At 39.2% G+C, this 11,455-nt stretch carries 11 protein-coding genes; 3 read left to right on the forward strand and 8 right to left on the reverse strand.

Annotation, left to right across the window (positions count from 1 at the left end; all coding sequences use genetic code 11):
- Window position 1 precedes the first annotated feature (1 nt).
- The 3 genes from mtnN to folE2 form a co-directional block, all read right to left on the reverse strand.
- Window positions 2–709, reverse strand: a complete 708-nt coding sequence (gene mtnN, locus H5187_RS00290) for a 5'-methylthioadenosine/S-adenosylhomocysteine nucleosidase (RefSeq protein ID WP_182717012.1) — start codon at window positions 707–709, stop codon at window positions 2–4.
- Window positions 710–811: 102 nt separating this feature from the next.
- Window positions 812–1,405, reverse strand: coding sequence for a DUF2726 domain-containing protein (locus H5187_RS00295; RefSeq protein ID WP_145237569.1), 594 nt, complete (start codon window positions 1,403–1,405; stop codon window positions 812–814).
- Window positions 1,406–1,496: 91 nt separating this feature from the next.
- Entirely contained in the window at window positions 1,497–2,417 is a 921-nt protein-coding gene (gene folE2 / locus H5187_RS00300; protein WP_182797433.1) for a GTP cyclohydrolase FolE2, read from the reverse strand.
- 213 nt (window positions 2,418–2,630) lie between these two features.
- Between folE2 and arcB the strand changes: the two genes are divergently transcribed.
- Entirely contained in the window at window positions 2,631–4,955 is a 2,325-nt protein-coding gene (arcB, locus tag H5187_RS00305; RefSeq protein ID WP_182797434.1) for an aerobic respiration two-component sensor histidine kinase ArcB, read from the forward strand.
- Window positions 4,956–4,982: 27 nt separating this feature from the next.
- On the opposite strand, the gene arcA is transcribed toward arcB, so the two are convergent.
- The 5 genes from arcA to trmB all read right to left on the reverse strand — a co-directional run bounded on the left by arcA (window position 4,983) and on the right by trmB (window position 9,881).
- On the reverse strand, window positions 4,983–5,699 hold the full coding sequence (gene arcA / locus H5187_RS00310) for a two-component system response regulator ArcA (protein ID WP_016709833.1): 717 nt from the start codon (window positions 5,697–5,699) through the stop codon (window positions 4,983–4,985).
- Between the two features lie 108 nt (window positions 5,700–5,807).
- On the reverse strand, window positions 5,808–6,332 hold the full coding sequence (locus H5187_RS00315; RefSeq protein ID WP_149980884.1) for a YfiR family protein: 525 nt from the start codon (window positions 6,330–6,332) through the stop codon (window positions 5,808–5,810).
- A complete protein-coding gene (locus H5187_RS00320; protein WP_182797435.1) occupies window positions 6,329–7,948 on the reverse strand; it encodes a sensor histidine kinase in 1,620 nt (539 codons plus the stop codon). Before H5187_RS00320 ends, H5187_RS00315 begins: the two co-directional genes overlap by 4 nt.
- Window positions 7,949–8,095: 147 nt before the next feature.
- Entirely contained in the window at window positions 8,096–9,121 is a 1,026-nt protein-coding gene (gene rsmC / locus H5187_RS00325; RefSeq protein ID WP_182761645.1) for a 16S rRNA (guanine(1207)-N(2))-methyltransferase RsmC, read from the reverse strand.
- Window positions 9,122–9,155: 34 nt separating this feature from the next.
- A complete protein-coding gene (gene trmB, locus H5187_RS00330; RefSeq protein WP_145237549.1) occupies window positions 9,156–9,881 on the reverse strand; it encodes a tRNA (guanosine(46)-N7)-methyltransferase TrmB in 726 nt (241 codons plus the stop codon).
- A gap of 166 nt (window positions 9,882–10,047) precedes the next feature.
- On the opposite strand from trmB, the gene mutY reads away from it, so the two are divergent.
- Window positions 10,048–11,115 carry an A/G-specific adenine glycosylase gene (mutY, locus tag H5187_RS00335; protein WP_220493206.1) on the forward strand — a complete coding sequence of 356 codons (1,068 nt, stop codon included), beginning with the start codon at window positions 10,048–10,050 and terminating at the stop codon, window positions 11,113–11,115.
- A gap of 30 nt (window positions 11,116–11,145) precedes the next feature.
- Window positions 11,146–11,418, forward strand: coding sequence for an oxidative damage protection protein (locus H5187_RS00340; RefSeq protein WP_145237543.1), 273 nt, complete (start codon window positions 11,146–11,148; stop codon window positions 11,416–11,418).
- The last annotated feature ends 37 nt before the right edge of the window (window positions 11,419–11,455 follow it).

Raw genomic sequence — 11,455 nt, forward strand, 5'->3', positions numbered from 1 at the left:
CTTATAGCGTTACCGTAGTCAGCTTTTCTAGTAATGCGACCACCATTTTTGATGAGTTTATTGAAGCGGTTTCTAGGTATTCTTCAAATGACTGTGGTGACTCTTTACCTGCAATATCAGACATTGAACGGATCACTACAAACGGTGTAGCTAAAGAAAAGCATACTTGTGCAATGGCAGCGCCTTCCATTTCTACAGCTAACATAGTAGGGAAGTCCGCGCGGGCTTTATCAATACGCACCGGATCACACATAAATGAATCGCCAGTACAAATTAAGCCGATCAGGGTCTTCACGTCACTGATGCTTTCAACACTTTGTTGTGCAGCCTCGATTAATTTAGGGTGAGCGGCAAAACCAGCAGGCATCTGTGGTACTTGGCCAATTTCATAACCAAAAGCGGTTACATCAACATCATGATGACGTACCTCAGATGAAATTACCACGTCGCCAACACTCAGAGATGGATCAAAACCACCGGCAGAGCCTGTGTTGATCACACAGTCTGGTTGAAAATTATCAATCAATAACGTTGTTGCAATACTAGAGGCGACTTTACCAATACCTGATTGCACTAAAGTCACAGTGTTACCAGCTAATTCACCTGTATAAAAAGTGAAACCTGCTTTAGTTAGAATTTGTGGATTTTGCATTGCTTCACGCAAAATTTTAACTTCTGGCTCCATCGCGCCAATAATACCGACATTCATAATTTTAAATTCCTCTAATTAGATGTTTAGATTATACGTGAAGTTAGCGATAAAAAACAAAAATGCGAGCTTAAAAGCTCGCATTTTATCGTTTAAGAAAACTTATATTTCAGCTAAAGCTGTGGAATGGGCTTTAGCTTGCGAAGGAGATAGTACCGCCGGCTTAGTAACACGGTTGCGTGTCGGGCGACTACTTTGTGCTGTCGGCTTGCCAAGCTTAAACATAATTGCTTCGCGTACTTCTGATGGCCGATAGCCAGATTTAACTTTCATACGGATATGTGGAATGCCAGCAGCTTCAAGTGCACCATTAACAAACCAGTCTCGTTGTGCTTTATGACCATCTTTATTGGCGTTGTTTACTAAGTCAACCGCTGCCACAATCGTCATCTTTTCTTTATCAATCAGCACATAATCCAGTTGTTTGTTTTTTGCTTTAGCGATTGCAGCACGTTTAGCTTTAGCAGATAAACCTTTTTTACAATCAATGATATCGATTAATTTTACACGGCTAACAATTTTATATTGATCGCCTACAGCACGTTCTAAAAGGTTTAAAAATGAGCTTTCAACTTGCGTAAATACACTGGTTTTACGCGTGAATGGGTAAGGGTTTCCGCCATCATCGGTAAACTTTGACGCAACAACAGATGCCCCTACGACTAATACTAAAATTGATAATAAAGCGAATTCCATACGGTAACTCCACAACAACAAATTGACACTATAAATTACTTAGCAATTTACGTGCCCAGTTGTAATGAAGTTACACTTTATAACAGCTAAGTTATGGCTGGTATCCGCCAGCAATTCCTTTTACTGCAATCGCTACAGCATCATGGGCATGCAGAGATTCATAATGGTTTATTTGTAACCAGTAATCGGCGTATTGTGCATCTTCTAACACGGCTTTGATTTTACGCGCAGCATCTTCACAAAACATCAGATTTTGACCATTTAAACGGGCGAATTCTTGCTCATCTTCACGCTTAACTGCCGCTTGTACAGGGGTTTTAAGCTCATCTTCAAGAGTATTGATCAAGCTTAAAATATCAAACTCACGGATGCTGCTATCTAGTTTGACTTTTACATTGGCAATAGAGCGTTGAGAATGCGGTGTGGCGATTATGCCATCGGTACTGCCAAGCCAGTTGACCACTTCTTCATGGCTAAGAGTATGCTGCTGAAACTTTTCAACAAAGGCTTGTTGAATAAGTTGGCGAGCTAATGCCGCTGAGCATGGGCAAGTTGATGAGTAAGTTACATCAAGGCTTAACTCAAAACTAAGTACACCGCGGTCAATTTTTGCCACTATGGTTAACGGGTAGCTTTTCCAACCCGCTTTGCCGCTAAGGAGTGATTTTCTGCGCAGCGGTAGTTCAAACTTAAATTCAATTTTAGCTTGATCCGATAACCCTTCATGGCTGGAAATAAAAGTATCTAGTGCTTGAGCAATCGTTGTGGGGTTTACCTGCTGCTCAGTTGATAAGGTATCGAGCGCTAAAAATAACCGCGACATATGAATACCTTTTGCGTCTTCTTTGTGAAGATTAACAAAAGCACGAGCTTTAGCGTTGACATTAATAGGCGCAAGATCACGAGATTCAAATAAAAAAGGCAGTTCAATATCAGCCATACCAACCCAGTCTAATTTACCTGTTTGTAAGGCGGGAGCCGTATCTGCTATATCGGGCATTTTGCTTTGCATGAAAAATCTCGTTATTGGCAATTGTAAAGCGCGATATTTTACACGAAATAAATAAAAAATACGTGGTAGATGAAAATTTTCTGTTTTCGTCGCGGAACATGAAAATAGTTAATGCAAAAATGCTAACATATTAGCACTAGTGGTTTTTTTGTAGCTGTGTAGTCAGCTGATTTTTTATATACTTATATGTATAGTTAAGAGACAGATTTATATATGATCGATTCCTCTTTGAGTCCATGGGCTCGAACACTTTCCAGTTTAATTACTCGATTCGGTGAATTCAAAACCGCAACTATCTGTTATGCATTACTATTAGTCTTGGCATTAATATTGTCGTGTATGTTTTATTATGTTGCAGTGGGCGAGGTGATGCTCGTTGATGTGCTTGCCGTAATGTTTTTTACTGCAGTAGTGTCGCCCATTATTATCAGTGTGTTGATCAATTCAATTCGCCAGTTAGATGCTTCCTATGCGTATTTAGATAGTGCCACCAAGCAAGAAAAATTATTAAATCAAACTTTAAAAGATAATATCAATCGCTTAAATGTAGAGATAGATGAACGTAAAATGGCATTTCATGCCAAACACCGTGCAATCGAAGAACTCAGACGAGAAATCGTCGAGCGTAAAAAAACCCAGCAAGAGCTTGCTCAACAAGGCATGTTACTGCGCTCTATTGTTGATTCATCGCCTGATTTATTTTATTACCGTGATAACAATGGTGTTTTTGCCGGTTGTAATAAAATGTTTGAAGAGGTGATGGGTAAATCAAGTGACGAGTTAATAGGTAAAACTGCAGAGGAAATTTATCCAACGCAATTCTTACCGGAAGTATTACTAACTGATAACAAAGTCGAAAAAACTCACGCCGCATTAACGCTTGATGTTGAATACCCTGTAGGCAATGAAAACCGTTGGTTTGAAATGCGCAAGCTCCCATTTATTAATGATGACGGTGACTACATTGGTTTATTAGCGTTTGGCCGCGACATCACCAGCCGTAAAGAAGCTGCTCAAGCACTTGAAACCGCTTATAAAGACAAGGGGAAATTTATTGCCACCCTAAGTCATGAATTACGAACTCCGCTCAATGGTATTGTGGGTTTAACCCGGATGTTGCTAGACACCGACTTGGATAAGCAGCAACGTAGTTGGTGTAATACAGTATTTTCTAGTGCTGAAACATTAGGAAATATTTTTAATGATATTATAGATTTAGATAAAATAGACCGCGAGCAACTCGATATTGTTACCGACTCAATAAATGTTTCCGACTTTATTAATGATGTGGTTAACTTTGCTGGATTAATTGCTGAACAAAAAGGCCTAGAGTTTGAAATTAAGCGCAAAGGTATGTTGGATATTTATGCGCAACTAGATCCGACCCGATTACGCCAAGTGGTATGGAACTTAATAAATAATGCGGTTAAATTTACCCAAAAAGGTAAAGTTCAATTAGCGTGTGCTCGGGAAAATCGTGCGGATGGCGCGTGGTTAGTCATGAAAGTAACAGATACCGGGCAAGGTATTCCACAAGAGCAATTACATCGTATTTTTGATATGTATTATAAAGCGCCGGATTTAAATGGTACTAATGCGATAGGATCAGGTATTGGTTTAGCGGTCACCAAGGCTTTGGTTACAGCAATGAAAGGACAATTACATGTAAGCAGTACCGAAGGAGAGGGCAGCTGTTTTGTGGTTGAAATACCGCTGGCGCTTTGTATCGCTCCGGCTGAACAAAGTTATGTTGGTCGTAGTTTGAATATCTTGCTAGTTGAAGATGTGCCGCTTAATGCTGAAATCGCCACTAACTTACTTGAGCAACGTGGTCATGAAGTTATCTGGGCTGAAACCGGTGAAGATGCATTGTCGTTTGTTGAAACTGAGGATGATCTGGATTTAGTACTGCTAGATATGCAACTGCCAGATATTAATGGCGATGAAGTAGCAAGACAGATCCGTGCCGATAGCCATTTTGATAAGTTACCTATTGTCGCGCTTACGGCTAATGTGCGTAGCGCCGAAGAAGAGTTACAAGGGATCTCAATTCAAGGCGCATTAGCTAAACCTATCAATACCACGAAGCTTGATAAAATGCTGGCTGAACTATTTGATATTAAACATCTACAACAGTCTGATGAAACACGCCTGACGGTTAGCAAAGAAGCCAGTGAAAATATCAATGTAGAGTTACTTGATGTTGAAACCATTGAAGATTTTGTTAATTCGATGGGCATAGTAACATTTAAGCGCAGCAGCAGTTTATTTGAAAAGCTAAATCCACAGTATCTGCAAGAGTTAGCAACGTCATTAGCAGCTGGTGACCGTGAAGAGTATAAGTCTGTAGCACATAAGCTTAAAGGTGCTGCAGGTTCAGTTGGTTTAAATGATGTACAGTTACACGCTAAGACCATGGAACATGGTTCTATTGAAGAAAGTGATGAAGTATTAAAGACTTGGTTAGTAATATTGGCAGATAAAATAAATGAAGGGCAACATGCCCTTCATTTATTCTTACAGCAATTAGAACGTTAATGCTGTCATTACTTGGTAAAACAGATATTAACTATCAATTTTACCAATGAAACGATAACCTTCACCATGGATGGTGCTGATAAGCTCAGATGTGCTGTTATCACTTTCAAAATGCTTTCTGATACGACGGATCGTTACATCAACGGTACGGTCATTCGCACGTAACTCACGACCAGTCATATGCTTGATTAGCTGCTCACGACTAAAAATACGGCCTGGAGAGTCAAGCATTAAACGTAGTGCTCTGTATTCACCTTTAGGTAAACGTTTGGCATCACCATTTGGTGATGTTAAACAGCGGCTATTTTCGTCAAGTTCCCAGCCATTGAAAGTGATCACACCATTTGTTTCAAGGCTTGATTCTTCACCGCCAAGGGCAGTACGTGAAAGCAAGTTACGAGCACGAATAGTTAATTCACGAGGATTGAACGGCTTAGTAATATAGTCGTCCGCGCCAATTTCTAGGCCTAAAATACGGTCTACATCATTATCACGACCGGTTAGGAAAATAAGTCCAACGTTACGCTTTTGACGTAATTCACGCGCTAATATTAGCCCGTTTTTGCCTGGCAGGTTGATGTCCATAACTACAAGGTTCACATCATCATTATTTGTAAGCTTGTCATGCATGTCATCGCCATCAATGGCTTCAATAACTTTGTAACCTTCAGCTTCAAATAAACTAACGAGGTTTAGTCGAGTTACGTCTTCATCCTCTACAATCAGAATGACTGGCGTTTGCATTATTAATTAACCTTTTTCGGAATATTTTATTTACAATTAATTCGGTATTGTATTATAAAACCGAATACTAGTGATTATAGGAGTATATCCAATTGTTAACAAGTAAAATCAATTCGGATGAAATTTAGAAACAGCTAATAACCGAGATTGCACTTTAAAACTGCTGCGCAACAACTGCTGTTTATTGATATACAGTCGGATTTTATTCCCTTCTTGGACCAAAGAGACAACGCCCCCTTTTTCTAAAAAATTGATACTCTCACCAACTGTTAAGGTATTTAATGAAATGGTATCGATCCAAAGTGGAATTATATCATCTTCCATTGTTTCATCAATGTATGTGATATCACAAAAGCGAGAAAGTTCAGAAATTTGCTGTTTTTTATCAATTAACACTGTTTCAATCGGTATATCGTTAATTTTAAGATTCGAATTATCCTTTAATAACTCACCAATTCCATGTTCAACGTCATAAAAACAAAAAGTCACAGCCTGTTTATTGTTAACTTTGGGGAACTCGACGAATTTTGCAATCTGAAATAGAAATGCCGATTTGACTTGTTCAGGTGATTTAGCCTGTAAAAATGCTGGAAACAACAGCATCAGAGCCAATAATAAACCCGTTAGTTTCATAATTTGCTTGCCTCAGTTAAGGGCAAGGTAATTATAAAGCGTGTGCCTTCTATATTTTGATCATCAAAATAAACATTGCCACCTAAGGCTTGTGTGACTAAGTTGTAAACTAGATGCATACCTAAACCACTGCCACCTTCGCCGCGTTTAGTGGTAACAAAGGGATCAAAAATGCGTTTTTTAACGCTTTTATCAACCCCGATACCATTATCATAATAGTTAATGCTCAGGCTACTTTCGTTGCGTTCCACTGTAATTTCGATTTCGTTATTTTGATTATCTTTAAAGCCGTGGATCACCGAGTTACTTAACAATTGCTGCAATATCTGCTGAAGCGGGCCTGCTTTACTTTCGATCATCAATTGTTCAGAACAATGAATAACGATTTTAGGAGCTTTGCTCTCTAATTCAGTACGCATTGAAAGCATCACGTTGGTGATAAGCTCATGCATATTGACCAGCGAATTAATCTCTCCATCTTGGTTCACCGCTACTTTTTTAAAGCTGGATACCAGTTCCGCAGCGCGATTTAAATTCCGATAGATAAGATCTAAGTTTTCTATACCATTGTCGATAAAACGTTTCAATTGACTTGAGGTTAAGGTTTTTTGCTCAAACCCTAGGCTTATTTCTGCCAGTTTATCGCGTAGCAGGGTAGAGCCAGTGATCCCTAAACCAATAGGTGTATTTACTTCATGTGCAACACCTGCAACCATTTGCCCTAAAGAGGCCATCTTTTCACTTTCAACAATCTGATTTTGGTATTGATGCATCCGTTCAAGGGTTGTTAGCAACTCTTGATTTGCTTCTCTGAGCGCGATTGTACGTTGGTTTACTTTTTCTTCTAAGCTTTGGTTTAATTGTTTAATTTCTTGCTTATCGTTTTTATGGCGCTCTATTTGATTTTGCGTGCGAGTCAGCATGATGTTTAAACTGTTCGAAAGCATGTTGATTTCGGTAATATTAGTTTTTGGGGCTCGGGCGTTGTAATTATGATTTTTCGAGACATCTTGCAGTAATCTGCTTAAGTGGTCTATAGGGTCGGCAATACGTTTTTGAATTCGTTTTGCTACAAAATAAACCAGTATTAAAACGAATAACGTTAAAAGAATATCAATAAGAATTTTTTGGTTGATATACTCGTTGAGGCGCTCTAGGCCGCCACGAATATACACATAACCCTTAATATCACCTTCGTACGTGATTGGCTTGATTAGTTCTACGTAGTCTTCAGTGATCCTAGGCTGTTGGAGTTGTTCAATACTATCAACCCGAAGCGGCACTGGTGGCGTTTTTCGTGCATTAAAGCTGGTAAAAAATACCGCTTTATTTGAAATTTCGTCAATTGCGTAAATATGTATATTTTTAACGAGTGGAATTTTTTCGAAAGATTTAAGACGTTGTTCTTCGGTTTTTCTATCATCAAATAGTACGGTTACTTGGGCATTAAAGGCGATAATTTCTGCAAGGATATTGAGCTTATTGATGATTAACTGTTTTTGCTCTTTGACATCAAGGTAGGTCGAAATAGATAACGATAAACACAAAGCAGTAACAAGCATGACTGCACTGATCAGGGCTTTGCGAATACTTGTTGGCGATGTTGATAAAGGCATTATTGTAATGAAGGCCCAGTTATATAATTTTTATTGAGTTGCTGTAAGTCTAGCAAAGACCTATCAAAGTGACTAAAAAATATAATAACTTTATTGAAAAGCTGCCATTTATATTATTTGGCAGCGTTTGTGAGGCAATAGTTGTAATTAACTGCTATACACTGAAAATTTATTGGTTTTGTGTACTACTTGATAACTACCGAACTGAGTTTCTAGAATTGGCGGGTATTTCAAGAAGCAGTTTGCAACAATAGTTAACTTGCCTTGCTTAGTTAAGTGCTGTTTAGCACCACTTAAAAACTGTTCAGCAACAGTATAATCAGTGGCAATACCGGTATGAAATGGTGGATTTGAAATAATAAGCTCAAATTTTCCAGTTACATTTGCTAATCCATCACTTAGTAAAGCGCTACCGTTTACACCGTTAAGTGCCAATGTTTGCGTGGTTGCATAAGCTGCAAGAGCACTAACATCCGTACAGGTAAAACTCAAAGCTGGATTTTTCAAACCTAAGAAGGTCGCAATAAGACCCGCGCCACAGCCAAAATCCAGCACATTGCCAGATTTAATTTCAGGTGCATTCTCTAACAGTATTTTAGTACCGCCATCAAGTTCACCGTGATTAAATACGCCAGGTACGCTAATGGCATTAAAACTAACGCCAGCCACATCAACATTAAATTGTTTGTGGTAACGAGTAATAACAAACTCAGCTAAGGTTTTTATCTCGGTGAATAAATACAAAGCACAATGGCGGGCACTGTCGATTTTATTGCTGTATTCACAGTGGCTACTAAATTGCTTTTCGATCGATTTCACACCACTTTTATTTTCACCAACCACCAGTAACTCAGCGTCTGGGTTGATAACCGCGCGAATATTGTCCAACGTCATCAATGCTTCAGGTTTTGCTTTTGGGTAGTAATAAATAACGAGGTCAAAGTGTTGACCGGCTATCTCATGGCTAACACAAACATCAATAGTGTTGATATTTTTAGCAAATTCGCCATTAGCATGGTTGTAGCTAAAAGCGCTGATCTTGCTGTTTGGATTTAACTGGCGCAGTTGTGACAAAAAGCCATCTTGCACAAAATTAACTACTAAAATAGAGTCCGCCGTTAGGTTTGCACTATTGCGTAGTAAAAGTGAACTTGGATTAGTTAATGCGCTCATATATGGCTTTGCCTTTAAAGTTGTTTTGATTAATTTAGCTAATACGCTCGAACATTAAATCCCAAACGCCATGACCTAAACGATGGCCGCGTTGCTCAAATTTCGTCAAGGGACGTAAATCAGGACGTGGCACATAATCGTTAGTCTCTGATTGGTTTTTAAAATGCTCCGCTGCTTGCATTACTTCAAGCATATGTTCTGCGTAGTTTTCCCAATCAGTTGCCATATGGAAGACACCGCCAATTTTTAATTTGCTACGCAAGCTCTCTACAAATGCAGGTTGTACAATACGACGCTTATGGTGACGTTTTTTATGCCATGGATCAGGGAAGAATAGTTGCACCGTTGTAATGCTGCCCTCAGCAATACAATCAGCAAATACTTCAACAGCGTCATGCTCAAAAATACGTAAGTTTGTAATGCCTGCTTCATCAGCATCCATTAAACATGCGCCAACACCAGGGCGGTGTACTTCAATACCAATAAAGTTAAGGTGTGGTGCGCTCTTGGCCATTTCGACCAATGATTTACCCATACCAAAACCAATTTCTAAAACAACGTCGTTGTCATTGCCAAATACTTGGGCTAGATCAAGCATGCCTTGTTGATGTTCAAGCCCCATGGTTGGCCAGCATTTTTCAATTGCCGCAGCTTGTCCTTTGGTTAAACGACCTTCGCGCTTAACAAAACTGCGAATGGTACGAATATATTTACCTTCTTGCATCGCTTGCTCAAGGTTATCGTTACTTGAATCACTCATATATTTTGGCCTGATGAAAACAACATGTCTTAAAATGGTGGCGTATTATCCCTGACCACGGCGTTGATCACAAGGCCTTATCTTTTGTGTATGTTTATAACTTGATATTTTAACTCACTGCAATAGACTGAGCGCCATTAAGGGTCGGGTTTTAAAAGTAGTTATTTTGAAGTTAAACAACAGTGAAGCAAGCTGGTTTTCTCAGCAAGTAGTCGATTGGTATGAATTACATGGGCGTAAAACTTTACCTTGGCAATTAAATAAAACACCTTACAAGGTGTGGATATCTGAGGTGATGTTGCAACAAACTCAGGTAATCACAGTTATTCCTTACTTTGAAAAGTTTATGCAAAGTTTTCCAGATATTATCGCTTTAGCAAATGCAGATGAAGATCACGTGCTGCATCACTGGACAGGATTGGGCTATTACGCTCGAGCTCGCAATTTACATAAAACCGCAAAGATAATCCGAGATCAATACAAAGGCGAGTTTCCAACAACGTTAGACGAGGTTGTTGCTTTGCCTGGAATTGGGCGCTCGACTGCAGGAGCTGTTTTATCGCTTTCTCTTGGCCAGCATCACCCTATATTAGATGGTAATGTAAAACGTGTGCTTGCCAGATTCTTTATGATTGAAGGTTGGTACGGAGTTAAAAAAGTTGAAAACCAATTATGGCAACTATCAGAGCAGTTAACTCCAGCAAAACAAGTGACTGAGTTTAACCAAGCAATGATGGATTTAGGAGCAAGCCTCTGCTCACGTAGCAAGTTTGATTGCCAACCTTGCCCGTTGCGCTCGCGTTGTGCAGCGTATAAGACTGAGCAGGTAAAACAGTTCCCTCATTCAAAACCTAAAAAAGCAGTGCCAAAGAAAGTGTGTCATCAATTAATTATTCAATGTAATGATCAAGTATTGATGGAAAAAAGGCCTAACTCAGGAATATGGGGCGGCTTATTTAGTTTTTTTGAGTTTGAGCAAAAATCTCAGTTAGATACTTTTTTAGCACAGCAAGGGCTTGCCATTACAACTGTGCCAATTGAGCCTTTTACGCATATATTTTCGCACTTTGAATTAACTATTAATCCGTATGTACTCACTTTGCATAAAGTGCCTGATGTGGTGAATGAGCGACAACTAGTTTGGTACCCATTGGACCAGTCCATAGAGGTTGGTTTAGCCGCTCCAACTAAAAAGCTAGTTAAACAAATTGCGACAATAGTTTACACTAACTGATATCGTTTCTAAGAGCACAAGAGAGCAATCATGGCACGCACTGTATTTTGTCAAAAGTTACAAAAAGAAGCCGAAGGGCTTGGTTTCCAACTTTACCCTGGTGAGTTGGGTGAAAGGATTTTTAATAATATTTCTAAAGAAGCATTTGCACAGTGGCAGCACAAGCAAACAATGCTGATCAATGAAAAGCATTTAAATATGATGGATCCAGAGCATCGTACTTTTTTAGAAGAGCAAATGGTTGGCTTTTTGTTTGAAGATAAAGATGTAGAAATTGAAGGATACCGTCCGCCAGAAAAATGATTTTCACATGCGAATAAAAAGGGCAATAAGCCCTTTT

The organism is Pseudoalteromonas sp. SG44-1 (assembly GCF_014164315.1).
GTDB classification, from domain to species: Bacteria; Pseudomonadota; Gammaproteobacteria; order Enterobacterales; family Alteromonadaceae; genus Pseudoalteromonas; species Pseudoalteromonas rhizosphaerae.

Bases quoted from the DNA above. Each gene is read 5' to 3' on its own strand.
- rsmC (WP_182761645.1), bottom strand. From the start codon at position 9,121: ATGAGCGCATTAACTAATCCAAGTTCACTTTTACTACGCAATAGTGCA.
- folE2 (WP_182797433.1), bottom strand. From the start codon at position 2,417: ATGCAAAGCAAAATGCCCGATATAGCAGATACGGCTCCCGCCTTACAA.
- arcB (WP_182797434.1), top strand. From the start codon at position 2,631: ATGATCGATTCCTCTTTGAGTCCATGGGCTCGAACACTTTCCAGTTTA.
- H5187_RS00315 (WP_149980884.1), bottom strand. From the start codon at position 6,332: ATGAAACTAACGGGTTTATTATTGGCTCTGATGCTGTTGTTTCCAGCA.
- arcA (WP_016709833.1), bottom strand. From the start codon at position 5,699: ATGCAAACGCCAGTCATTCTGATTGTAGAGGATGAAGACGTAACTCGA.
- H5187_RS00295 (WP_145237569.1), bottom strand. From the start codon at position 1,405: ATGGAATTCGCTTTATTATCAATTTTAGTATTAGTCGTAGGGGCATCT.
- trmB (WP_145237549.1), bottom strand. From the start codon at position 9,881: ATGAGTGATTCAAGTAACGATAACCTTGAGCAAGCGATGCAAGAAGGT.
- mtnN (WP_182717012.1), bottom strand. From the start codon at position 709: ATGAATGTCGGTATTATTGGCGCGATGGAGCCAGAAGTTAAAATTTTG.
- H5187_RS00320 (WP_182797435.1), bottom strand. From the start codon at position 7,948: ATGCCTTTATCAACATCGCCAACAAGTATTCGCAAAGCCCTGATCAGT.
- H5187_RS00340 (WP_145237543.1), top strand. From the start codon at position 11,146: ATGGCACGCACTGTATTTTGTCAAAAGTTACAAAAAGAAGCCGAAGGG.